Raw genomic sequence first — 23476 nt, forward strand, 5'->3', positions numbered from 1 at the left:
TTACTTTGTCTCCGGATACCAACGATCTAATAAGGTCTTAGAACGTTGCAGCTCCGTTTTCCAAGTATCGACACCGACTATCGTAGGTTTTAACAGAATAATAAGCTCGGTTTTCTTCTTCTGCTTACTACGGTTTTTAAACAATTCACCTAGGAAGGGAATATCACCCAACAAAGGCACTTGCGATACCACTTCGATGTTTTCACTCTTCATCAAACCACCAATCACCACCACATCACCGGAAGCCGCGCGGATGACAGTATCAGACTCACGAATTTCACTCTGAGCTAAGGGTAATTCAAGCAATTCATTACTCACTTTGATATTTTTTCTCTGCTCTTTTACATCGATAACAGATGGATGCACATGCAGTAACACATTGCCGTCACTATCAATTTGCGGCGTAACGTCTAAGGCTATGCCCGAGAAAAACGGCGTAAGCTCGACTTGCGGAGTCGTCACAGGTGTTGTTCCCGCAACTGTGGTCGAAGAAACGTCGGTGACAAAGTACTCATCGGAACCCACTTTAATTACGGCTTTTTGGTTATTCGATGCAGTGACCCTTGGGCTAGACAGTACATCTACATCACCTTGGGTATCTAATAGGTTGATCATAGTCGTAAAGTCAGAACCTTTAATGCTCAACGAGGTGACACCACCCATAGCCGAGGTGATTTTATCACTTAAACCTGAGCCCGCTGATGTACCAAAATTCACATTAGTATTGCCAACATGTCCCAGCACATTATCCCATTGGATACCTTGCTGATAACCATCGGATAATGTGACTTCGAGGATCTTCGCTTCTAAAATCACTTGGCGCTGCAAATGACTTTCTGCGGAATTTAAGAAAGTACGCACTTGGCGTAATTCACTAGGAAAAGCACGAATAGTCACTAAACCCGCCTGCGGCGTAACAACAACCTGACGACCGCCACCCGTTTCGCCGATTATCGAGGATAATGTCTCTTTCAACTCTCCCCAAAAATCTGTCTTAGTACGCGAACGGATAAAAGTACCGTTGCTACTATCGCTACCGCCATTACTACTCGAGTTATTGCCATTACTGCTGTTCGAGTTATTGTTATTATTCGAGCCGCTATTGTTTGAATTGTTATTGTTCGAATTACTGTTGGAATTATTGCTATCCGAAATCCGTCCTGAACTCACTGACGTCACAGATAAGCCATCGCGTTCCATGTAGAGATAATTCAGCGGAAACGTCTCGGTACGCATCCCAGCAGGAAACACTCTTAGGATGCGACCTTCGCGACTCACTTCGTAGCCGTAGATATCTTCAACCACTTGAATTGCTTCAGTTAACGTCACACCTTTAAGGGATAATGAAATCGTACCTTGCACGTCAGGATGTACGGCAACACTCAGCGGTGTACCTTGGACTAAGCTTGGAAAAAATACTTTAGCATCAACATCGTGGGCTGATACATCGAAACGACGCTCAGTTTCCAATGTGGGGGTCAAACCTGATAGCAATGCGCCTGAATTCAATTCCCGCTGAACCGCATCCGGCATAGTCGCAGGCGGTGGCGTCGTTGATGCCGTTGCCGTCGCCATTGAGGCCGCTAATTCCGCCTTACTCGCCTCCGGCTGTGGCCTATTTGTGGTCTGACACGCCACAAGGCAAAGTGAGAGCAGAGGTGTAAAGTATTTAATCGCTTTCATCTGAGGTGTATTCCCTATCTCTCTGTTATTGCTTGAAACAATGTCAATTTCCGTCCATCGGACAGCGATACATAAGTGGGGGTAATTTTAACAATACTCAGCCCCTGAACGCTGTCGCCAACAGACAATATCTTGTTATTTATCACAGCATAAGCCGTGTTTCCTGAGCTTACTATGCTGTTAAGTACAAGCGCCTGATCCTGCGTTTGACTCGCATGACCCTGCACAGCAAAGCCTTTACCGGGCAAAGTCGGGTCGCGCAGCGATTCAGCAGACACCATAGGGCTACTAACCAATAACAACACACTGATAATATAAGACTTATTTAGAAACACTGATAAAGTCCTTATTAATACTCAAGGTATAAAGTTCAATCTCAACGGTCGCTTTTGGATATTCCGCAACTTTATAGTCGAGACGCTTCCAATAAAGTTTATCTGGCATGGCCTCAACGGCTTCCACAAAGCGCAACACAGAAAAATAATCGCCCTCTAGACTCAAGCGAATACCATGGCTATATAGATTGAGTTTTTTATCTTCACCCACGGGTAATAAAGGGATGGGCGCTATCGACATAAACTTAATTAATTTAATCCCTTGCACTTGTCCTAGTAAATTACCCAGCAACTGCGGCATATAGTCTGCCGGCACCATATCCACCATCTGCTCATCGAGCTGGGCATCTAGGGCTTGATTCTGTTGCTGCAACAGCACTAAACGCTGTTGGTAATCTTGATTGGGATCTAACGCTAAACGTTGCTGATACAAGTCAACCTGCTGAGCCGAAATCGCGTTTTCCTGCTCTAAAGCTTTTAGCTGTTGTGAAACAGCCACATGGGTTTTCCACAGGGACTCTAAGGGTAAATAACTCAGCATTCCGACCACGGCCAGAATGGCGACTGAGATCAACACTCGCTCACGGCGACTTAGCGCATCAAACTGTTGTCCTAATTGGGCTAACTTTTGCTTCATTGCGCGGCTTCCTCCTTGTTATCGCTTTTCAAGGTAAAGGCCAAAGGTTTATCTTCACCGCGATCCATGCTCATCGACGAGAAAGCTTGCCCCTTTAAAGTCTGCGTAGTTTTAAGTTTGCCAATCCACTGCGGAATGCTTTGAGGATGGTCGGCAAAACCTTCGAACATAAAATCTTGCTCATTAATGACGATATGACTAAGCCAAACACTCGCATCCGACACGACGGCTAAATCTTTAAGAACTGGCGCAAAACCACGGCTGGTTAAGGAAGTCCTAAGACTCAATTCTCCCATGAGTAATTGCTTAAGCTCTAACTGTTGTTCCGCTAAATCGACTCGCGCAACAAGATCGGCATCGGGTTTACGCGCAGCAATTTGTGCTTCTAATGCCTGTTTTTGGGTATCGAATTGCTGCTTTTGTTGGGCAGCCAACTGCTGGGCCTGTTGTAACTCACTGACTTGCCAGTAGCTATAACCACCTAAAACCGCAAATAAGATCGCAAAAACCAAGGCGTAAGCACTTAAACGCGCAAAGGTTAATCTTTGCTTCGGGGGCAATAATGAAGGAGTGTAAAGATTGACTCGGTATTTAATCACTCAGTACCTCGATAAAATTCAGCAAAGGCTAATCCCGCCATTCGCGCGCCAACACAGCTTTTATCAATGACATTCACAGCTTGATTGAAGTTTGCCGAGACTAACTTAGCTAAAGTATCCACGGCACCATCGGCGAGGAGTTCGATAGAAGATACCGGAGCCTGTCTCAATTGACTTTCAAAATAATCCATAGAACGCTGAATTTCTAAGCTTAAATTGTCTGCCATGCCATAACTTAACTCATCCGCTTGAGTCTTATCCAATTGAGTAAATCCGCGCACGCGACGCTGCATATACAGCTGACCTTGCTTAACCACAGTCAGTAGCAATTCTTGACCGGGATTATGGCTCACCACCAGACGCGCTTGGTTGTCATCATTAAATAGGTTAGTTACGGCTAACTCTTCGATACTAATACCGAAAAGTTGTAAATCTTGTTCATGAATGGCCTGCACCATGCTCACTAACTTAGCTTTATCCACCACCACAACGTTGATTTTATTACTCGGAATGGGTGACTCAAAGTAATCCAAATGGATTTGCGGTACAGGTAGCGTGACCATGTCTTTAATTGACCATAGCAAGGCTTGGGATAATTCGACAGTATCGACATTCGGTTTATCGGTCAGCAGTAATTGATAAAGGCCTGAAGCCAAAATCAGCTGTAACTGTGCATTGGGAAAGGATTTAGCCACAGCAGCAAACGCCAATGACCAGTGCTCATCTTTCAGCTCAAAGGGTAACCACTGCTCAGCATTTTCTTTTTGGGCAGGTGCGTAAACCCATAATTTATCGGCGCAGACATAGACACCAAGGCTAGTCGGTTCTGTTCTCTTCTGCCAAAAGGCTAATCGACCTATAAGACTTTTTTCCATAAAGATGCCTATAACCAACTGAATTTAAAAGCTTGAGTAGTCTCTTTTGCACAAACTTCCTGTCACTCCACTCTCCAGTGCTCCTTGACCTATGACCTGCTCGATACAGAATAAAAAACGCAAACGTCATATTTTTGGCACTGGCTAGTTTAGCCGCAAATGCTCGTATTTTATAGATAAATACGTGAATAATAGGATCTATTTGTCTCTAAGACGACATTAATCACCCAAACACTGAACTTCCCTTACTTAGCCTCTATGGGTTCACTGAAATACATTCCCTGCGCTGCGCCAACACCGAGGATTTGCAGTGTCTGCCACTCTTCAAAGACTTCTACCCCTTCGGCGCAGACTTGTACTTCCGTTCGATATAAACCGCCAATCAAACTGCGAATAAATAATTGGTTTTCTGGTCGTAAATGAATATGACGCACAATGGATCTGTGTAACTTAATTAAATCAAAATGGCATTCGCGAATGTAATAAGTACCAACAACCTGCTGACCCACATGATCGACACATAATCTCGCGCCCATTTTACGGATCATATCTAATTTAGGCTGCAACTTTTCTTGATGTTGAATAACGATATCTTCAGACACTTCGAAAATCAGTCGCGTAGTTAGATGGCGATATTCTAATAGCGTCGTTTTTAGCCATTGAGTGAAGGCTCGGCTCATTAGCGAATCCAAACTCAGATTAATACTGTATATCTGCGGCGCTGATTTCTTAACTGTTTGAGCATTCGATACGCCGTCTGCTAATTCATTCGACAATAATAACAATACCCGCTCAATAATTTGCCGTTCAACCTGTGGCATTAAGCCACATTTATTCGCCATTGGAATAAACAGTGTGGCACGGATTAACGCCCCCTGATTATCCCGAGCCCGCGTAAATATCTCTTTATGGTGCTCATTACCATCTGAATCAATTATCGGCTGGCTAAAGGGGAAGAATCGCCTTTGCACTAACGCATTTTCTAAAAAACTACGCCAACGCACTGAGCCTTTGGCAAATTCTTCATCAATCGCGCCTTTGTCGTACATAAACCAATTACTATTACCCTGTAATTGTGCCGCCCTCAAAGCCATATCGGCTTCTTCAATTAACTGAGCCGCATTATCGCCTGCGGTAAAATAAGCGCATCCGAGGTGGAAAAAGTTATCGCTATTCTCAACATCAGGCAAAGGCTGGCTTAGACATATCTTGAGTAATTTGCTGGCAAATTGATCCGCTTCAATTAAGGAGATTTGCGGCACGACTATGGCAAATTGATTATGGGAACGACGGGCAAAAATACTATTAGCTTGAGTTTGCAGCAATTGACTTATTGCATTAACAGTCGAGTTTAATAGCTCTTTCGTCACTGCTTCACCTTGGGATTGCTGCAATAAATCCAGATCATCCATTTCTAATAAATAGATTACCCCATGGGCAAGCATAGCCTGATTATGACTAAGGGCGTCGAGACGATTATTCAAAAAGAGTCGGTTACCAATGCGCGTTTCCGCATCAAGAAAGGTATTAGAACGGATGAACTTGTCGAAACGCCCACGCTCCTTTTGTGCGTCCTGTAACTCTTCTAACAACTTAGTCAAAGCACGGTTAATCAGCCTTGGTTTACCATTTCCAGGGGTAGCGAGTGCTTGCTCATGCTTACCTTGCAGAATCAATCGACTGCGTAAGGCTAATTCTTCAATGCCATCGAGCTGCTGTGAAAACCATAAATAACCAAAACGCACTAAGGCAGCCACGGCTAAGATACCGACCAACAAAATCAGAATTTCATACCAACTGAAAGTGTAATGTTCAAAGGGCTGAGTCAAGGTTAACTGCATACGCAAGCCTGATGTCGGCTCTAGCACATGGTCATACACCATCGCATTTTGCGTAGAAAGGTTGCCTTCATAGGCAAATAACACTTCATCTTTCAAGGTCAACCGAAAATTAACGGCATTGTAAGCAAGCAGCATGGGCGGTAGCCAAGCCTCTAGCTCCCAATCAGGTTGGTGTTGGAACTGATCGACTAACATAGTTTCGAGTTCAGCTACTTTTTGCTGCTGAAATTTATAGGTCAGCTGCACGAAACTCATCATAGCGCTCAGCAAAAATACGAAGGCGATAGCGGCTAATGACATTAACCAAAAGCTGGTTAATTTTGTAGTTAACATTCGGGTGAATTTCATCTATCCGCTATCCTGCAGGATTATTATAATTATTTGTGCGATTTTAACAGGAGTACAACAAAGTTGTCCGTTGATTATTCAGTAGCATAACCTAAAAGGCAACTAAGACGCTGTGACTTTAATGTCCACTTAAAAACAAAAAAGAGGCTAATTAGCCTCTTTTTAATGTTTTTACCACTTTTAGCCTAGTCGGCGTATTTAGGTAAAGTGGTGATCGCAGCCACACCAGAGTCGATAGCCGCTTGTGCAACCGCACGGGCAACATTTGGCAATAAACGTGGGTCCATAGGTTTTGGCAGCACATATTCAGGGCCAAAACTCAGCGACGTCACATTAGGATAAGCCTTCAATACACTCGCAGGCACAGGCTCTTTCGCCAGTGATGCAATTGCATGAACTGCCGCAATTTTCATCTCATCATTAATGCAAGACGCACGCACATCCAATGCACCACGGAAAATAAACGGGAAACACAATACGTTATTCACTTGGTTTGGATAGTCGCTACGACCCGTACCCATGATCAAATCACTACGCGTTGCATGAGCAAGTGCAGGTTTGATTTCAGGATCTGGGTTAGAACACGCAAAAATCACTGGCTTATCGGCCATCAGCGCGACTTCTTCTGCACCAATGACGTCAGGACCTGATAGACCTAAAAATACGTCTGCGCCTTTAATAACATCAAGAAGCGTGCGTTTCTCGGTATCATTCGCAAATAGTGCTTTATATTCATTAAGATCTGTACGGCCAGAATGAATAACACCTTTAGTATCTAGCATGTAAATGTTGGCGCGATTCGCACCGCATTTTACCAGCATAGTCATACAAGCGATGGCAGCTGCACCCGCGCCCATACACACAAAAGTCGCGTCGCTGATCAACTTGCCTTGAATTTCCAGCGCATTGATCATACCCGCCGCAGTCACGATTGCGGTGCCGTGTTGATCATCATGGAATACAGGTACTTTACAACGAGCAATCAATTCACGTTCGATAACAAAGCATTCGGGCGCTTTAATATCTTCAAGATTGATACCACCAAAGGTGTCAGCAATCGCAGCAACAGTATTAATAAATTCCTCAGGCGTATTATGCGTAATCTCAATATCTGTCGAATCGATATTCGCAAAATGCTTGAACAATAATGCTTTACCTTCCATTACAGGTTTAGAAGCCAAAGGGCCCAAATTCCCTAAACCTAAGATAGCCGTACCATTGGTAATCACGGCAACCGTATTACCTTTATTGGTATAACGATACGCATTGTCAGGATCTGCAGCGATTTCGCGTACTGGCTCAGCCACACCGGGGCTATAAGCTAGGGCGAGATCGTGACTCGTTTCGGCGGGTTTGGTAAGGCAAACTGCGGTTTTGCCTGGTATGGGAAATTCATGATAATCGAGTGCTTGTTGACGAATATCTGACATTTTAAAATCCTGAAATGCGACATTTATAATTTATGAGAGTAAGACCTACCAACACACATCTAGTCTCACCAAAGGGTGATGTTAATAGTCTGGCTGGTCGGGGTAAGATACGCCAATAAGGGGAATTTATAAATAAGAGATTCATAAATTTCACTTTAGCCGCCAAATAGACCCTCTAAGCTTAGTTTTATAAACTTATCTCCTATAATAAAGCTGCATTTCTTAATATGTTTTGTAGGAAACAAACATATATTTTGTAGTTACTGCGCTAGTTGTAGCGACCTAATCTCAAAAATGTTGGTTAAATTACAATATATGGCGACTAGCATATTTATCTTATAGTTAATTGCTATAAATAAGTCGAATTATACACTTGAACTCTCAATACTGAATAAGTTGACTATTTATTGAGTGAAGTCGTACCAGCTAGATATGTAGAATAAGCGGAATAAAGAAAATCGACGAATAACAAAAAGCAAAAAGGCGCCATAGGCGCCTTTTCTAGAAACAATGCAATTGCAATTATTTCTTTGCAAGCACTGCAAAGCGCTTGTTGAATTTGTCGATACGACCGCCGGTATCAACAACTTTTTGTGTACCAGTGTAGAATGGGTGACAAGCACCACATACGTCTAAATGCAGATCTTTACCAGCAGTAGAGTTTACTTTGATAACGTTACCACAAGTACAGTTTGCAGTGATGATAGCGTATGTTGGGTGGATACCTGGTTTCATTGGGGTTACCTCAAAAGTGTAAGGCCATGTCGCTCTTCCAACCCGTAGTCGGACACCACATGCATGTTAATAACAATATGTTTAGGGCGCAGAATGGTACAGCATACCTACAAGGGATACAAGTAGATTATCTGAGCGTTTGCCGGTTAATCTGTGTCTACTTTGACTTTAGTTAAGCGGCTTATTTTCCCGCTTCTTTAGCCTCAAATACCGCCCGCGCCTCTTTAGCATCAGAATGCTGATCCAAAATCATTTTCGAAGGACAAGATAGCACCGCATTGCTCTTGAGTGCATTGATTCTATTCTTCGAGAAAGCCACAGGATTTGCCTCGTAAATCGCCAACATAGCGCCATATACACTCACATCCCAATCCTTGGCATATCGATTGGCGATACGCCACAACGTCTCGCCAGCAAGATACGTTAACTGGCAATGTTCGGGCGTCTGTGAGGCTGTTTCAGCAATATTCTGTTTTTGCTCATTATTTGCCGTTTTCACTATTTCTGGAACCACAGTTTCAGTTGCAGCGTTTTCAACAGCCCCTTTTTCAACAGCAATCGTCTCAGAGGTTTTAGCGAAGGCGTTTATCTCAGTAGCAGACGTATTTTGTTTATTCGCGGCTTCAGGAAATTTAAAGCCAGTCACCACTTCTACCGTTGGTACTTTGGATTGGGTATTTGCAGCAGTAGCAACAGTCGCTGCGGGCGTTACCTCTTCAAGTGGCTTTGATTCTGTCACCACTGTTACAGGCTTAATGCCCACTTTATCCGCACTTTGGGGGGCGCCTGCTGTGGTGGTATTTTTCGAATCCGAAACCGCTTTTGTCGTTAACGCGGCAGAAGCAGGTTTAGCCGCGCCGAATAAATTGATACTTTTGACGTCATACCATCGGTCAAGGCGATACTCTCTCACTAAGAGTTTAGCGCTGCTATCCTTCACATCTTCAACGCCAGTGAGTAAAACTAAAAAGCGATTAATCTCCTCAACCATTAACCTTTCTTCGCCGCTAGCTTGCTGCACGACAAACTCTAAGCGCGACATATCTTGATTGTCTGCGATCACATTCACCCTGAGTTTAGGGTAAGCGCCTAATTCAAACATCCGGCTATTAATACTCACATGGGAGACTTGTGCCATGCTAGGTGCACTGCACACCAAAGCAAGTAGACCTAATGATTTCACTATATTAGCCATTTATTTACTCTCAACTATCCTTGGTAAACCATCATTAGGGCTAGCCCTAGCCAGCCGCGCTGAGTACACTAAACCACATTCTTGTCTAAGACTTGCCTGCATATGTCATTGTTTGTCGAAGTTGCGTTACCTGTGCCTATGCGGCAAACCTTTAGCTACCGCGTACCCGAATCCTATCCTAGTACACCGCAAATAGGTGTGCGCGTTAAAGTTCCCTTCGGTCGTCAACAATTGATCGGGTTAGTCACAGGTATCACTGAGTCTTGCAGCTTAGCCCCAAAGCAAATTAAGTCTGTGCTCGAGTTTATCGACGATAAACCTTTACTGCCTGAATCACTTTATAAATTAACTCTTTGGGCTGCGAGATACTATTTTTGCAGCCAAGGGCAGATGCTAACCCAAGCCTTACCTGTGGCCCTGCGTAAAGGGCTCGATGCCGCGCCACAAAAAATCCAATTCTGGCAATTAACTGAAATAGGCCAAAATATTGCGCCCGAAGCGGTTAAACGCGCACCCGCACAGAAAAAACTACTCGAGTTACTCAAAACCGCCAGCTTAACCCAAGAAGAGGTTATCAGCTTAGACATCAGTAAAGCGGCGCTTAAAGCCCTAGAAGATAAAGGCTGGGTGGCACGCCATGAAAAAATTGCCGAGCTTAACCTCGACTGGCGCACCACACTCGAAATGGACGAAACGCCACATAAACTCAATAAAGAACAAGCCGTCGCCGTTGCCACTTTAAATCTGCAACAAGGATATCACTGTACTTTATTAGAAGGCATTACCGGTTCGGGTAAAACGGAAGTCTATCTTGCTGTACTCGAAGAAATCCTCAAGCAAGGCAAACAAGCGTTAATTTTAGTGCCTGAAATCGGCTTAACACCCCAGACAATCAATCGCTTTAAGCGCCGTTTCAAAGTCAATGTTGCCATTTTGCATTCAGGGTTAACCGACAATCAGAGACTCGAAGCATGGCGCCAAGCCCGCTGTGGTCAGGCTGCAATCATTATCGGCACGCGTTCAGCCTTGTTCACACCTATGGCGTATCCCGGCATCATCATACTCGATGAAGAACACGACAGTAGCTTCAAACAACAGGAAGGCGTTGGTTATCATGCCCGCGACTTGGCAGTCATGCGCGGCCATTTAGAAGCGATTCCGGTGATTTTGGGCACAGCGACACCCTCACTCGAAAGTCTACAAAATGCCTTAAGCGGCCGTTACCATCATTTACAACTGGGTGAACGCGCAGGTGCGGCTAAAAAAGTGCGCCAAGGCATTATCGATATTAAAAATATGCCGCTGAAAGCCGGTATGTCAGTGCCGTTACTGAACGAAATCCGCCTGCATTTAGACGCAGGCAACCAAGTCTTGTTGTTTCTCAATCGCCGCGGCTTCGCACCAGCCCTGCTTTGCCACGAGTGTGGGCACTTACACGAATGCGACCGCTGCGACGCGTTTTTCACAGTACATCAATCCCTTGGCGAAATTTGCTGTCACCATTGTGGCAATCAATACGCTATCCCCAAGCAGTGTCACAAATGTGGCAGCACTATGTTGATGGGCCAAGGCATAGGCACAGAACAGCTCGCCGAAGCGCTGCAACAGGAGTTTCCTAAACATCCAGTAGTGCGCATCGACCGTGATACGACCCGCCTTAAAGGTTCATTAGAAACCCACTTAAATGCGATTCATAAGGGGGAATATAAAATCCTCGTCGGTACGCAAATGCTGGCTAAGGGCCACCACTTCCCTGATGTCACGCTTGTTGGGCTACTTGATGTCGATGGTGCTTTATTTAGCGCCGACTTCCGCGCGCCCGAACGTTTTGGACAACTCTATACCCAAGTTGCAGGTCGCGCAGGGCGCGCCAGTAAACCCGGCACGGTATTATTGCAAACTCACCAGAGCGACAATCCCATTTTGCGGGATTTGCTGCACCGCGGTTATGGCGAGTTTGCTCGCAGCCAGCTCAAAGAACGTCAACAGGCACTGCTGCCGCCAGCATGGCACATGGTGCTGGTGCGCGCCGAAGCGCATTTAGCCAGTGATGCCGATAACTTTCTCAACGCCTTCGCCGCGCTCTTGCCCCAAGATAAAGAATTTGAGGTGATTGGTCCTATGCCAGCGCCCTTAGATAAAAAAGCCGGCAAGTTCCGCCGCCAACTCTTATTCCAAGCTAAAAACCGCAATCGCTTGCAACAAGAGTTTGAACGTATTCATCCGCTTGTAGAACAACTTATCGAAGCTAAACGCTGCCGATGGAGCTTAGACAGAGATCCACAGGATCTCCTCTGAGTCGAGTATTTGATAAGTATTTAAGCGCCATTTGATAAAAAATCATCGGGAAGATAGCAATTGTTAACCACAAACGGCTAAAATATGCGGTTATTCCCTGTATTCACTCTTAAAGTTAGTGCCGATTAGAACCCATGAAATCACATATCCAATCATTACTTGAACAAACTCTAGAATCCTTTAAACAACAAGGTATTGTGCCTGCTGACTTTGAAGCACGCATTCAGGTAGATCGAACCAAGGATAAGAGTCATGGCGACTTGGCAACCAACTTAGCCATGATGCTGACCAAGGTCGCAGGCAAGAATCCACGCGAATTAGCCCAACTGATCATAGATACCTTACCGGCTTCGGCTTTTGTGGCTAAGGTTGAAATCGCAGGACCAGGCTTTATCAACTTTTTCATCAACGACAGCGCCTTAGCAGATCAACTGCAAAATGCCGTCAACGATGAGCATTTAGGCATTAAATTACCGACCCCACAAACCGTTGTTGTCGATTACTCTTCACCCAACCTAGCCAAAGAAATGCATGTAGGCCATCTGCGTTCAACCATCATTGGTGACAGTGTTGTGCGTGCATTGGAGTTTTTAGGCCACAAGGTTATCCGTCAAAACCATGTGGGCGACTGGGGCACACAATTTGGTATGTTGCTGGCCTATATGGAAGAGCTGCGCGCCAAAAATGGTGAAGAAGCTCAACTTGAACTGTCTGATTTAGAAAACTTTTATCGTGCCGCTAAACTGCGTTTCGACGAATCAGCAGAATTCGCAACCCGCGCTCGTCAGTTAGTGGTCGAACTGCAATCTGGTGACGAGTATTGCAACAAACTGTGGCGCGAATTTAACGACATTTCGTTAAGCCACTGCCATGAAGTCTACGCCCGTTTAGGTGTGAGCCTGACCCGCGCCGATGTACACGGTGAAAGTGCTTATAACGCCGATCTCGAGCAAGTGGTTAAAGATTTAGATGCCCAAGGTTTATTAACCGAAAGTAACGGCGCTAAAGTCGTATTCCAAGAAGCCTTCCGCAACAAAGAAGGTGAGCCACTGCCTGTTATCATCCAAAAGGCCGATGGCGGCTATTTGTATGCCACCTCAGATCTTGCGGCAATGCGCTACCGCTCGAACGTGTTAAAGGCCGATCGTGTCCTGTATTTTGTTGACCTACGTCAGGCACTGCATTTCCAACAAGTCTTTAGCCTAGCGAAACTGGCTAAGTTTGTCCGTGAAGATATGTCATTAGAACACTTAGGTTTTGGCACTATGAACGGCGAAGATGGCCGTCCATTCAAAACTCGTAGCGGCGGTGTCGTTAAGTTAGTTGACCTGTTAGAAGAAGCCAATGTGCGCGCGCTAGAACTCGTTCGTAGCAAAAATCCTGATATGGATGAAGCCACGCTGACTGAAATCGCCCGTGTCGTTGGGATCAGCGCCGTTAAATATGCTGACTTGTCGAAAAACCGCACCAGCGATTACATTTTCAGCTTTGAACAAATGCTCAGCTTCGAAGGCAATACCGCACCTTACCTGCTGTACGCTTACACCCGTGTTGCGGGCATATTCAAGCGAGTAACCGATCTGGATCTCAGCCAAGCGAAAATCGTGCTTGAGCATGAAAAAGAGAAAGATCTCGGTAACAAATTAGCGCAGTTCGGTGAGATCCTCAATCGTGTTGTCGATAAAGGTCAGCCGCACGTACTGTGTGCTTATTTATATGAATTAGCGGGTGCTTTCTCTAGCTTTTACGAAGCTTGTCCAGTGCTTGCCGCCGATAATGACGCGCAAAAGAACAGCCGTTTATTACTCGCGCAACTGACGGCTCGTACGTTACAAAAAGGCCTAAATCTACTCGGTATTGAAACCTTAGAGCGGATGTAAGCCATGAGTAATCGCGATTATGCCAATAGAAGGCCGCAGTCGGGCGCTAAACCGCGCCCAATCCGCGCGACTCGCCCAACTCGAGCAAAGCCTTCACAATCTAAATCGGCGCCGCGTAAGAAGCTGCCGCTGACCTTGATAGGCTTTGTCATACTCGCTGTGGGTTGTTTCGTCTATTTCCTGTCAAGCATTAAAGATAATGCTAAGCAAGAAGTGAAGCCGATACCCGCTCCGGCCAAGAAAACGGAAGTGCAAGTTAAGCCTCAAGAGACAGCGGTGCTTACTCCTAAGGTCAAAGAACCTGAACGCCAAGCGGTCGCTATCCCAGTAGAGGCGACTGAAACTGCTGAGCTTATTGTTCCGCCAAAGAAGGATCCTAATGCTCTGCCACCACAACCAAAGGAAGAATGGACCTATCTCAACGAGCTTGAAAATAAGCATGTTGAGGTCGATATTCCCGATATTGTTGCGAGCAGAACACCGATGCAATATCAGTTGCAATGTGCTTCTTTCCGCCAAGAATCACAGGCGAACGAGATGAAAGCCGTCATCGCTTTCCAAGGTTTAGAGGCGCAAGTGAGACAAGTCGAAGGTACGACTGGCGTATGGTACAAGGTTGCTTTAGGCCCCTTCGAGCGTAAACGTGATGCAGAGCGTAAACGTCATACACTGCAAAAAGCGGGGATTAATGGTTGCCAGATTCTGGCGATTCCTAAATAAGGCTTTAGCCTACTCCTGATAGACTATTAAGAATAAATAGCGGCCAGCGTTTTATCGCTCGTCGCTATTTTTTTATCCGTATAACATGACTCACTCATTGATTCTGCCTGCCCATAAAAACTCAGTTTTAAACAACAACTCATTTCAAATTTGCTGTTCTACTAAATTTATAACCCATTATTTGTAAACAACAAAATCCTTTATTAAGAAAGATTAATATGCAGTTTAATTGACCTAGATCAAACTTAGGCGTATCTATTAATTAACAGCAAGACCGCTGTATCTGTGTCAAATCCAACCTCAGGGTGAAGTATTATGAATGCATTAATCGAGATAGAAGCCACCGAATTCAGCCAATTGTTCAAGAGTGGCGACATGCTGGGAATTAGGATGTTTATGGAACATGTGCGCATGCCGCTGGATGTTCAAGACAAGATTTATGACGAAATTTCTGCGCTTCAGCAATTAGAACAAAACCAAATTGCCAAGCTCATTGAAACCCACGCCCATTCCCAAATTCATGAACGCCTAGCTTATTAGCCTTCCATTCAATGAAAAATTTATCTATGCCCAACTGCAGCTTCTGGCGGTTCATTCAACAGAAGCTGTCTAACCCACTCTCTATCACACAGAATCAAATTTCAGCCAAAAAATAAGGCCAAACACCTGAGTATTTGACCTTAATAATCTAGCTAGTTTCAGATTTTAACCACAGCCTTAGCTCGGTTTTTCTTCCGTTAAGCCTATGCTATTCATCCAGTAATCGAAATCCACCATATTACCCGGCAATACGACTCGACTATTCTTCTGGCTTAAGCCATCGAGCTGTTTAAAGTATTGCTCACCGAGTTGCATCCGCAGGGCATTGTGACCACCCGGCGCGGCAATCACAGAGGCTAAACGCTCAATCGATTCCGCCGTCGCACGGGAAATCGTTAATATCTCTTCGGCCTTACCTTCGGCTTCATTGATACGGCGCTGCATCTCACCTTCAGAACGGTTTACCGTTTCAGCTTTAACCCCTTCAGAACGGTTAATTTTACTCTGTTTGTCGCCTTCACTCTTAGCCAATAATGCACGGCGCTCACGCTCGGCATTTACTTGCATTTCCATGGCATTTTTAACGGTTTCAGGTGGTGTAATATTTTTAATTTCATAACGATGCACGCGTATTCCCCACAGGGCACCCGCTTGATCTAAGACTTGCACTACCTTGGCTGAAATCACATCACGCTCTTCAAACGTACGATCAAGATCAAGTGTCCCTATGACAGAGCGCGTCGTCGTTTGCGCCAACTGAATTGCTGCATAACGATAATCGGTAATACCATAGCTGGCCTTCACTGGGTCAGTCACAGAGATATAAATCACCCCATCCACTTCAACGTTTACTTCGTCGCTCGAGAAACATTCCTGCGGTGGTACGTCAATGGTTTCTTCTTTCAAATCATGAATAAAAGCCACTTTATCCACAAAGGGGATCAAAGTATGGAACCCTGCATCTAACGTGCTGTGATACTTACCTAAACGCTCAACAATAAAAGCCGATTTAGTGGGTACTAGGCGGATCGATTGAAATAGTTTAATCACAAAAATGGCAAATATCAGGCCCCAAATTGCCATCACAATCAAATCTGTATCTACTGGGATATTCATTATCGCGCTCCTTTGCCAAGATTATTCTGGCCACTCATAGTCTGAGTGACTTGCTCCATGCCTTCGAAGAAACCTTCAAGTTTTGCCATTTCAGCGGGAACAACAGAGACTTGTGCATCATTGAGGATCTTACCAACTTGAGCAATAAATTGTTCTTTTAATAGCATATTCATCGCATCTGTACCGCCATTGACGGCTAATGCTTGCGAGATCATTGCCATACCTTCGGATTTTGCTTTCGCTATGATAGCGATCTCCTGACCTGTACCTTTAGCTTCATTAATACGTTTCTGTTTTTGACCTTCTGACAGGTTAATAGCCTCTTGGCGCTCACCTTCAGACATATTGATCATCGCGGCTTTTTCGGCATTCGCTAAGGTAATTTCGGCACGTTTACGACGCTCAGCTTCCATCTGCTTCTCAAGAGTGTGGATCACATGGCGTGAAGGCGTGATATTACGAATTTCATAGCGTAATACCTTGATTCCCCATGGCTCGGAAGCCTTATCTATTTCCCGCACGATTGATTCATTTAAGCTATCACGTTCAGAGAAAGTCTCACTCAAACTCAGCTTACCGATTTCAGATCGCATAGTGGTCTGGGCTAAATTCACCGCTGCTTTACGGTAGTTTTCAATGCCATAACTCGCCAATTTGCCATCCATCACTTTTAGGTAGACCAAGCCGTCCACTTCAAGCTGAGTGTTATCTTTGGAGATACAGCTCTGTGGCGGCACATCTAATACTTGCTCACGGGTATCGTGACGGTAGGAGACGCGATCGAAAAAAGGGATCAAAAAATGAAATCCAGGGCTTAATACTGCGCGGAATTTGCCAAGACGCTCAATGACATGCACTTCACGCATCGGCACAATTAACATCAACTTATAAAGAATAAAAAAGATAAATAAAATGACTAAGGTAAATACAAACATAGATTCCATCCTTTAGTTTTTGGAAGCTTCTATTGAAATAGGCTCAACGACTAGAGCGATATTTTCACGACAAATAATTCTGACTTCGGTACCCGCCTCAATAATGCTGCCATCGCCAAGCGCTGGCCATTCACTACCTTGAAACTCCACCCGCCCAGGTGTTTGCCCAGGACCTATGGTCTGCTTTACGCGAACAATTTGATTGTATAGTTCGATTGCTTCATCCGTGTTATCCACATGGGAATCACCACCAACGAGCCTCTGAGTGACTTGTCTGAAAGCCAATAACAACACAATGGCAGAGATAAACCACAGGGTCATGCTCTGCACGACACCTTCGACCAGTCCTATGCCTAACGCACCTGCCACGACTAAACAAGCCGCACCCAGCAACACTATTATGCCACCTGGAACCACTATTTCGGCGAGCATTAACACTAAACCAATCACTGCCCACACTAAAATCGGATTTGAAAACTCCATATTTCCCCCTGAAATGAGAGTGTCCTTTACTGCACTATAACAGCAGAGTTTCGGATAATCGACATAATATGTCAAAATTTACCCTATCAAAATGCACACTCAATCACCTATGACTTAATCCTCATTCTCCCATATCCGCCCACGAAAGCCGTTAGGTTGTTTTAAAATTAAGCATAATCAATTCAAAAAGATAGCAAGCCCCCAATCCACAAGCGGCGCAATAACAATAAAAAACATTAAAAATCAATTATCTAAAAATAAAATCCTTCACTAATGATTATGTGATTTTGACAACAACATTCGATAAAAACTTTGAATAAATGTAAATTTTTGCATATATTGCCCCCACTTTTGAGCAAGTCCTTTGACGTACACTCGCGCTAGGTTTGAACTTACCCATCAAACCATGCCATAGGTCAGAGAGCGGATTGAGTAAGACACGAATTAACTTCGACCTATACAACAGGAAATAACAATGAAAAAAACATGCCTATGCCTAGCACTAATGCTTTCTCCTCAAGCATTTGCGGGTGACTTAGTACAGTGGTGGGATTTCAGTGCAACAGCCCTCTATGGCGAAGACTACGATTTAGCGCCATCAGATAAACAAGCCACTATCACCCTAGAAACGGCTGGCGGCTGGAAATACGGTGATTGGTTTGCCTTCCAAGATTTTATCTATTTCAAAGGTAACGACACGGGCATGCAAAGCACTACCTATGGTGAAATTTCGCCACGTTTTAGTGCCAGTAAAATTCTTGGCGAGAAAATCGCCTTTGGCCCAATAACAGACTTGTCTCTAGCGTTAACCTATGAAGAAGGTGAAGGCCCAGTCCACAGCTTACTTTACGGTTTAGGGGTTGACGTAGCAGTACCATACTTTACTTATCTTAACTTTAATACCTATCGCCGCGATGGTATGAGCACTGGTAACAATAGTGACGGCTGGCAGTTCACTCCTGTATTTCGTATCGATATCCCTGTTGGATCTGCCAACATAGTACTCGATGGCTTTATCGACTGGGTATTTGCCACCGACGATAACGGCTACGAGGAGAACTTCCATTTCAACCCACAGCTAAAATACGATCTCGGTAAGAGCCTGTTCGGTGATCATCAAGCCAATAAATTATTGGTGGGTATCGAATACGATCTGTGGACCAATAAATACGGTGTGAAAGGCGTCGATCAAGACACTTACTCTGTGATTGCTCAATACCATTTCTAATCGGTATCGGCATAGTTTTAAAACAACAAAAAAGGTGCCATTGGCACCTTTTCTATTCTGAGCACTCACTTTGCAGGGGAGTGTTGCTTAGCTTACTAAAAATTAAGCTAACAATTTTTTCGCTGCTGCAACCACGATAGAAACCGCACTCACTTCAGTTTTCTTCATTGTGGCTTCATTAGGAATTTCTTGTTGGGTGCGGTTTACAATCACACCTGCAACGCAGGCTGCACGCCAACCTTGAGTAGCACACATAGTGAACAAAGTGGAAGACTCCATCTCATAGTTCAGTACGCCCATATCTTGCCATTCTTTCATTGAACCCGCGAAACGACGCGTTACACGGCCTGTGACAGTGTCATAACGCTCTTGGCCTGGGTAGAAAGTATCAGAAGAAGCTGTTACGCCAATGTGTGGCTCAACACCAGCATCGCGACACGCTGCAACCATAGCAGTGGTACATTCAAAGTTTGCAACCGCTGGATATTCCATAGGTGCAAAATGTAAGCTCGCGCCATCTAAACGTACTGAAGCTTGAGTCACAATCACATCACCCACATTAACATGAGGTTGGATTGCGCCTGTAGTCCCTACACGCAGGAAGGTATTCACACCTAATTGTGCAAGTTCTTCTACTGCGATAGAAGTAGATGGACCACCGATACCGGTTGAACACACCACTACTGGCTTGCCATCGGCATACGCTAAATAGCTTGTATACTCGCGGTGGCTAGCAAGAAACGTCGCATTGTCCATTAGTTCAGCAATACGTTTTACACGCTCTGGATCACCAGGAACGATTGCTAAGGTTGCACCATCGAGCATCGCTTTGGTCAAACCTAAATGAAATACATCAGCCATTGTGAAAACCCCTTTCATTTTTGATAATTAAATTCTTATAAAATCGACTTTAACCTAGTATCGAAGCGGTGAAGGTTAACTTGATCACAGAATTATCGGCAAGAAGTAATTGTTTAGTCGTAATGAAATTACCAACTACACCAGCATCTGCTCACAAGATAGCAAATTTGCCCATATTTCGAATGTCAGTCTGATTTATACCAAACAAAGTGTGAACCAGATCCTGAACTCATGCCAGAGTCGGTGGTAATAAATGTCTAAGATGCTGATTTAAAATAGATTAAAATAAATCATCCATTAGTATTAATCTAAGTGACCGCTAAAAGTGATCTAAGTCACGTTTAACGACTTGGTATAAGGTTAGGGTTAAGGCGTAACCTGAAGTGTAGTAAATGACGACAAGGAGAATGCCGATGTTTCCAGAGTACAGAGAATTAATTTCCACCCTGAAAACCCAAGATGCTCATTTTCAACGTAAGTTTAATGAGCATAATCAGTTAGACGAGGAAATCAAACAACTGGAAAAACGTGTCGCCAGTGATTTCAACCCCACTGTGAAAGAACTCAAAAGCAGAAAGTTACACTTAAAAGAGGAAATTTATCAGATCCTCAAATCCCACGAGTAATCCCGCTATTACTCTAAAGACAAATAAGGGCGCCTAAGCGCCCTTATTAATGTCACCACAATCGCTTACAGATAGTAATCCTTCAGCGGTGGGAAACCGTTAAAGCATACTGCTGAATACGTCGTCGTATAAGCCCCTGCGGTTAACCAATACATACGGTCGCCAATGGCTAAGTCATTTGGTAAGCCATAGCTATAGTGCTCATACATGATATCTGCACTGTCACAGGTTGGGCCGGCAATCACGCATTTATCCAGCTCGCCTTGACGCTCAGTATAAATCGGGAACTTAATCGCCTCATCCATCGTTTCAATCAAGCCAGAGAATTTACCCACATCGGTAAACACCCAACGTTCTAACGCTGTGTAAGATTTTTTGCTGATCAGTACCACTTCAGACACTAAAATCCCCGCGTTAGAAATCAACGAACGACCTGGTTCCAAAATAATTTGTGGTAAATCATCACCAAAATCTTCCTTCAGGAAGTGGGTGATTTGCTCGGCATACACACCCAATTGATTGGTTTTATCAATATAGTTAGCAGGGAAACCGCCACCCATATTGATCATCTTCAAGGTGATATTGTGCTCATCACGTAGACGGTCAAAAATGCTTTTCACTTTACCAATAGCGGAATCCCAAGCACCTATGTCACGTTGCTGAGAACCCACATGGAAAGAAATACCAAAAGGCTCTAAGCCTAATTCCTGTGCCAATACTAATAGCTCATAGGCCATTTCGTTTTGGCAGCCGAATTTACGGGATAACGGCCAATCAGCAGTATCTGTACCTTCGGTCAGAATGCGCACATAAATACGTGAACCCGGTGCTTCTTCAGCGATCATTCGCAAATCAGCTTCTGAGTCAGATGCATACATACGCACGCCACGCTCATAAAATGCACGCACATCTTGACGCTTTTTAATGGTATTACCATAGCTGACTCGATCGGTTGTCACACCGACATTCATGACCATATCTAGCTCATAAATCGAGGCAATATCAAAGTTTGACCCTTTATCTTTTAGTAAAGATAAGATCTCGGCCGCGGGGTTTGCCTTAACTGCATAATAAACGTTGGCGTAAGGAAAACTATTAACCATGTCATCGTATTGTTTCGCTATGATACTTGTATCGATCACTACGAACGGGGTTGCTTTGTCTTTGGCAAACGCTTCAATACGCTTGAATGTGTCCATATCATAATAGTCAGCAACATCAATAGATTGAAATTGGCTCATTGGGCCAGAGTCTCCTTTGGGTCAGATAGATAACAGTAAGTGTGATGTATTAAAAACGTGCGCAGTAAACGATATTTTTTCGCTTTACGCAACGAATTTTTATGCTGAATTAATAACTTTTTATTCCCCAATTCTTTAAGGAACTGAACCATCAGAAAAAGGCGCTATAAAACAAATAATTATGCACACAAACCCTAAGGTAAATTTGTGTTCATTATCAGAATAAAAAGTGAATTTTTTACGACGTTATCGGAAGGGAGATGGATAGACTGGCTGGAGCCAAAATATCCATCTAAAAACAGTTATCTTGAAGTAACAATCACACAGCGAAAAGAAGACGAATGGATGCCTTAAAATACGTCCGTTAAATCGAGTTGTTACTGCGGCTGATTGAGTTTTGCGAGGGCTTGGTTCAAGGCTTCACTGGAATCAAAATAGGCAATGTCCAGAATGTTACGCTGCTTGAGTAATATCATAGTGGCCATATCTTTGTTATCAGGTAATAAACGACTGATCTCACCATCCCTATCTAACCCAATCGCAAAAGGTAAATCTTGCATCTGTGGCACAGCCACAAATTTAGCGATCAAAGAAGGCATACCACTGATATCGGCAACATAAACTAAACCCGTTGGCATTTGAGTCGCGCTCAAGGGCGTAAGTGCATCCTTAATCACATCACCGCCTTTCATGCTGCGACTAAAGAGCAGCACTTGAGTCTCATCAGTCACATTAATGGTTTTATCATTTTGGTCGAGAAGTGAAATGGGATTAATCGCATCTCCGGCAACATAACTCGCAGCATACGCCCAGATTGGGGTTAACAGACAAGACAAACATAACAACAGCGTTTTCATAAACACTCGACTCCATTATTGGATAGGCGAACAGCATACCTGACTCCCCCTATCGACTCATTAAACCAACCACGATTACATGATACGCTTCACACATGAAGGGCGAAAAGTATTTGGTGGAATTTCTACGCTATAATCGCACAGTTAATTTTATTACAAGGATATCATAATGATAACACCTGGACTCGATCAAGAATTGCAGCAACTACAAGGCGTTTATCAACTCATCACCGAGTTTTTAGTCACCTACAGCTTCCAACTCGTAGGTGCTTTGCTGATCTTTTTGTTAGGTTTATGGGTAGCCAGTAAAGTATCACGCTTAGTCGCTAAGCAATTCGACAAACACAATATCGATATCACCCTAAGCAATTTTGTCAGCAATCTTATCCGCATTCTGATCATAGTCATGGTCGGGATTATCGCCCTCGGCAAAATCGGCATCAGTATTACCCCTATGGTTGCAGCAATTGGTGCCGCCTCCCTCGGCGCAGGTTTAGCCTTACAAGGTATGCTAGCGAACTATGCCGCAGGCGTGACTATTATCGTCACCCGCCCTTTTGTGGTAGGCAATACTATTGAAATTAAAGGGGAAAGCGGCGTTGTTAAACGTATCCACTTAGGCATGACCATACTGACCAATGAGGAAGGTGAGCAAATCAGCATTCCTAATAAGCATATCGTCGGCGAAATTCTGCACAACTCCTTCAGCAATAAGCTAGTCGAAACCCAGTTCAATCTCAGTTACAACACAGATCCCGAACGAGCCATTAGTGTGATTACTGAGTTATTGAGCAATAATCCCTATGTTTATCAAGAGACCACACCTAATATTGGCATCAATGGTTTTAATGCTAATGGAATTGAAATGGGGGTTCGTTACTGGGTGCCCACACAAAGCTATTTTCAGCATAAATATAAGGTGAACCTCGCTCTTTATAACACCCTTAAGCAGGCGGGAATCGAGATTGCCTGCCCCATTAGGGAGATCCATCTGCAAGATAAATAACGCTAAT

General features: G+C 44.2%; 22 protein-coding genes. 7 read left to right on the forward strand and 15 right to left on the reverse strand.

What is annotated here, in order from left to right; genetic code table 11:
• The 9 genes from mshL to HQQ92_RS17520 form a co-directional block, all read right to left on the reverse strand.
• Entirely contained in the window at nt 1-1683 is a 1683-nt protein-coding gene (gene mshL, locus HQQ92_RS17480) for a pilus (MSHA type) biogenesis protein MshL (protein WP_173247189.1), read from the reverse strand.
• Between the two features lie 14 nt (nt 1684-1697).
• Nucleotides 1698-2018 carry an MSHA biogenesis protein MshK gene (locus tag HQQ92_RS17485; protein ID WP_105251271.1) on the reverse strand — a complete coding sequence of 107 codons (321 nt, stop codon included), beginning with the start codon at nt 2016-2018 and terminating at the stop codon, nt 1698-1700.
• A complete protein-coding gene (locus HQQ92_RS17490; protein ID WP_173247191.1) occupies nt 2005-2655 on the reverse strand; it encodes an MSHA biogenesis protein MshJ in 651 nt (216 codons plus the stop codon). The genes HQQ92_RS17485 and HQQ92_RS17490 overlap by 14 nt, the downstream gene beginning before the upstream one ends.
• Nucleotides 2652-3254, reverse strand: a complete 603-nt coding sequence (locus HQQ92_RS17495) for a fimbrial assembly protein (protein WP_113940089.1) — start codon at nt 3252-3254, stop codon at nt 2652-2654. Before HQQ92_RS17495 ends, HQQ92_RS17490 begins: the two co-directional genes overlap by 4 nt.
• The gene (locus HQQ92_RS17500; protein WP_105251268.1) at nt 3251-4129 is read right to left on the reverse strand and encodes an MSHA biogenesis protein MshI; all 879 of its coding nucleotides are present in this window, start codon (nt 4127-4129) and stop codon (nt 3251-3253) included. The genes HQQ92_RS17495 and HQQ92_RS17500 overlap by 4 nt, the downstream gene beginning before the upstream one ends.
• A 245-nt stretch (nt 4130-4374) precedes the next feature.
• Nucleotides 4375-6318 carry an RNase E specificity factor CsrD gene (gene csrD, locus HQQ92_RS17505; protein WP_173247194.1) on the reverse strand — a complete coding sequence of 648 codons (1944 nt, stop codon included), beginning with the start codon at nt 6316-6318 and terminating at the stop codon, nt 4375-4377.
• Nucleotides 6319-6503: 185 nt separating this feature from the next.
• Complete coding sequence (locus tag HQQ92_RS17510) at nt 6504-7748, reverse strand: malic enzyme-like NAD(P)-binding protein (protein WP_105251266.1); 1245 nt, start codon at nt 7746-7748, stop codon at nt 6504-6506.
• 522 nt (nt 7749-8270) lie between these two features.
• On the reverse strand, nt 8271-8483 hold the full coding sequence (rpmE, locus tag HQQ92_RS17515; RefSeq protein ID WP_063883331.1) for a 50S ribosomal protein L31: 213 nt from the start codon (nt 8481-8483) through the stop codon (nt 8271-8273).
• 181 nt (nt 8484-8664) lie between these two features.
• Nucleotides 8665-9678, reverse strand: a complete 1014-nt coding sequence (locus tag HQQ92_RS17520) for a FimV/HubP family polar landmark protein (RefSeq protein ID WP_173247196.1) — start codon at nt 9676-9678, stop codon at nt 8665-8667.
• Nucleotides 9679-9780: 102 nt separating this feature from the next.
• Between HQQ92_RS17520 and priA the strand changes: the two genes are divergently transcribed.
• From priA to HQQ92_RS17540, 4 genes are all read left to right on the forward strand, one after another.
• Nucleotides 9781-11976: a primosomal protein N' gene (priA, locus tag HQQ92_RS17525; RefSeq protein ID WP_113940093.1), complete on the forward strand. Its 2196-nt coding sequence runs from the start codon at nt 9781-9783 to the stop codon at nt 11974-11976.
• 134 nt (nt 11977-12110) lie between these two features.
• On the forward strand, nt 12111-13856 hold the full coding sequence (gene argS, locus HQQ92_RS17530) for an arginine--tRNA ligase (RefSeq protein ID WP_105251263.1): 1746 nt from the start codon (nt 12111-12113) through the stop codon (nt 13854-13856).
• 3 nt (nt 13857-13859) lie between these two features.
• Nucleotides 13860-14576 (forward strand): SPOR domain-containing protein, encoded by a 717-nt coding sequence (locus HQQ92_RS17535; protein WP_173247200.1) that lies wholly within the window; start codon nt 13860-13862, stop codon nt 14574-14576.
• A gap of 315 nt (nt 14577-14891) precedes the next feature.
• Entirely contained in the window at nt 14892-15116 is a 225-nt protein-coding gene (locus tag HQQ92_RS17540; protein WP_006083282.1) for a hypothetical protein, read from the forward strand.
• A 177-nt stretch (nt 15117-15293) separates the two neighbouring features.
• Here the strand turns inward: HQQ92_RS17540 and HQQ92_RS17545 are convergent, their stop codons facing one another.
• From HQQ92_RS17545 to HQQ92_RS17555, 3 genes are read right to left on the reverse strand one after another with little or no spacing between them, the layout of a single operon-like run.
• Nucleotides 15294-16232: an SPFH domain-containing protein gene (locus HQQ92_RS17545; protein WP_168825701.1), complete on the reverse strand. Its 939-nt coding sequence runs from the start codon at nt 16230-16232 to the stop codon at nt 15294-15296.
• On the reverse strand, nt 16232-17167 hold the full coding sequence (locus HQQ92_RS17550; protein WP_105251260.1) for a slipin family protein: 936 nt from the start codon (nt 17165-17167) through the stop codon (nt 16232-16234). Before HQQ92_RS17550 ends, HQQ92_RS17545 begins: the two co-directional genes overlap by 1 nt.
• A gap of 12 nt (nt 17168-17179) precedes the next feature.
• A complete protein-coding gene (locus tag HQQ92_RS17555; protein WP_113940097.1) occupies nt 17180-17650 on the reverse strand; it encodes an NfeD family protein in 471 nt (156 codons plus the stop codon).
• A 475-nt stretch (nt 17651-18125) separates the two neighbouring features.
• On the opposite strand from HQQ92_RS17555, the gene HQQ92_RS17560 reads away from it, so the two are divergent.
• Nucleotides 18126-18878 carry an outer membrane protein OmpK gene (locus tag HQQ92_RS17560; protein ID WP_173247204.1) on the forward strand — a complete coding sequence of 251 codons (753 nt, stop codon included), beginning with the start codon at nt 18126-18128 and terminating at the stop codon, nt 18876-18878.
• Nucleotides 18879-18980: 102 nt separating this feature from the next.
• Here the strand turns inward: HQQ92_RS17560 and udp are convergent, their stop codons facing one another.
• Complete coding sequence (gene udp / locus HQQ92_RS17565) at nt 18981-19739, reverse strand: uridine phosphorylase (protein ID WP_105251257.1); 759 nt, start codon at nt 19737-19739, stop codon at nt 18981-18983.
• Nucleotides 19740-20152: 413 nt separating this feature from the next.
• Here udp and HQQ92_RS17570 point away from each other — a divergent pair, with 413 nt between their 5' ends.
• Nucleotides 20153-20365 carry a YdcH family protein gene (locus HQQ92_RS17570; RefSeq protein WP_006083288.1) on the forward strand — a complete coding sequence of 71 codons (213 nt, stop codon included), beginning with the start codon at nt 20153-20155 and terminating at the stop codon, nt 20363-20365.
• 65 nt (nt 20366-20430) lie between these two features.
• On the opposite strand, the gene HQQ92_RS17575 is transcribed toward HQQ92_RS17570, so the two are convergent.
• Nucleotides 20431-21606, reverse strand: coding sequence for a type III PLP-dependent enzyme (locus tag HQQ92_RS17575; protein WP_105251256.1), 1176 nt, complete (start codon nt 21604-21606; stop codon nt 20431-20433).
• A gap of 377 nt (nt 21607-21983) precedes the next feature.
• A complete protein-coding gene (locus HQQ92_RS17580) occupies nt 21984-22463 on the reverse strand; it encodes a hypothetical protein (protein ID WP_105251255.1) in 480 nt (159 codons plus the stop codon).
• A 169-nt stretch (nt 22464-22632) separates the two neighbouring features.
• On the opposite strand from HQQ92_RS17580, the gene HQQ92_RS17585 reads away from it, so the two are divergent.
• Nucleotides 22633-23469, forward strand: coding sequence for a mechanosensitive ion channel family protein (locus HQQ92_RS17585; RefSeq protein WP_105251254.1), 837 nt, complete (start codon nt 22633-22635; stop codon nt 23467-23469).
• The last annotated feature ends 7 nt before the right edge of the window (nt 23470-23476 follow it).

Source organism: Shewanella sp. DC2-4, assembly GCF_013248875.1.
Lineage (GTDB): Bacteria > Pseudomonadota > Gammaproteobacteria > Enterobacterales > Shewanellaceae > Shewanella > Shewanella oncorhynchi.

Bases quoted from the DNA above. Each gene is read 5' to 3' on its own strand.
- mshL (WP_173247189.1), bottom strand. From the start codon at position 1,683: ATGAAAGCGATTAAATACTTTACACCTCTGCTCTCACTTTGCCTTGTG.
- HQQ92_RS17490 (WP_173247191.1), bottom strand. From the start codon at position 2,655: ATGAAGCAAAAGTTAGCCCAATTAGGACAACAGTTTGATGCGCTAAGT.
- HQQ92_RS17500 (WP_105251268.1), bottom strand. From the start codon at position 4,129: ATGGAAAAAAGTCTTATAGGTCGATTAGCCTTTTGGCAGAAGAGAACA.
- csrD (WP_173247194.1), bottom strand. From the start codon at position 6,318: ATGAAATTCACCCGAATGTTAACTACAAAATTAACCAGCTTTTGGTTA.
- HQQ92_RS17510 (WP_105251266.1), bottom strand. From the start codon at position 7,748: ATGTCAGATATTCGTCAACAAGCACTCGATTATCATGAATTTCCCATA.
- rpmE (WP_063883331.1), bottom strand. From the start codon at position 8,483: ATGAAACCAGGTATCCACCCAACATACGCTATCATCACTGCAAACTGT.
- HQQ92_RS17520 (WP_173247196.1), bottom strand. From the start codon at position 9,678: ATGGCTAATATAGTGAAATCATTAGGTCTACTTGCTTTGGTGTGCAGT.
- priA (WP_113940093.1), top strand. From the start codon at position 9,781: ATGTCATTGTTTGTCGAAGTTGCGTTACCTGTGCCTATGCGGCAAACC.
- argS (WP_105251263.1), top strand. From the start codon at position 12,111: ATGAAATCACATATCCAATCATTACTTGAACAAACTCTAGAATCCTTT.
- HQQ92_RS17535 (WP_173247200.1), top strand. From the start codon at position 13,860: ATGAGTAATCGCGATTATGCCAATAGAAGGCCGCAGTCGGGCGCTAAA.
- HQQ92_RS17540 (WP_006083282.1), top strand. From the start codon at position 14,892: ATGAATGCATTAATCGAGATAGAAGCCACCGAATTCAGCCAATTGTTC.
- HQQ92_RS17545 (WP_168825701.1), bottom strand. From the start codon at position 16,232: ATGAATATCCCAGTAGATACAGATTTGATTGTGATGGCAATTTGGGGC.
- HQQ92_RS17550 (WP_105251260.1), bottom strand. From the start codon at position 17,167: ATGTTTGTATTTACCTTAGTCATTTTATTTATCTTTTTTATTCTTTAT.
- HQQ92_RS17555 (WP_113940097.1), bottom strand. From the start codon at position 17,650: ATGGAGTTTTCAAATCCGATTTTAGTGTGGGCAGTGATTGGTTTAGTG.
- HQQ92_RS17560 (WP_173247204.1), top strand. From the start codon at position 18,126: ATGAAAAAAACATGCCTATGCCTAGCACTAATGCTTTCTCCTCAAGCA.
- udp (WP_105251257.1), bottom strand. From the start codon at position 19,739: ATGGCTGATGTATTTCATTTAGGTTTGACCAAAGCGATGCTCGATGGT.
- HQQ92_RS17570 (WP_006083288.1), top strand. From the start codon at position 20,153: ATGTTTCCAGAGTACAGAGAATTAATTTCCACCCTGAAAACCCAAGAT.
- HQQ92_RS17575 (WP_105251256.1), bottom strand. From the start codon at position 21,606: ATGAGCCAATTTCAATCTATTGATGTTGCTGACTATTATGATATGGAC.
- HQQ92_RS17580 (WP_105251255.1), bottom strand. From the start codon at position 22,463: ATGAAAACGCTGTTGTTATGTTTGTCTTGTCTGTTAACCCCAATCTGG.
- HQQ92_RS17585 (WP_105251254.1), top strand. From the start codon at position 22,633: ATGATAACACCTGGACTCGATCAAGAATTGCAGCAACTACAAGGCGTT.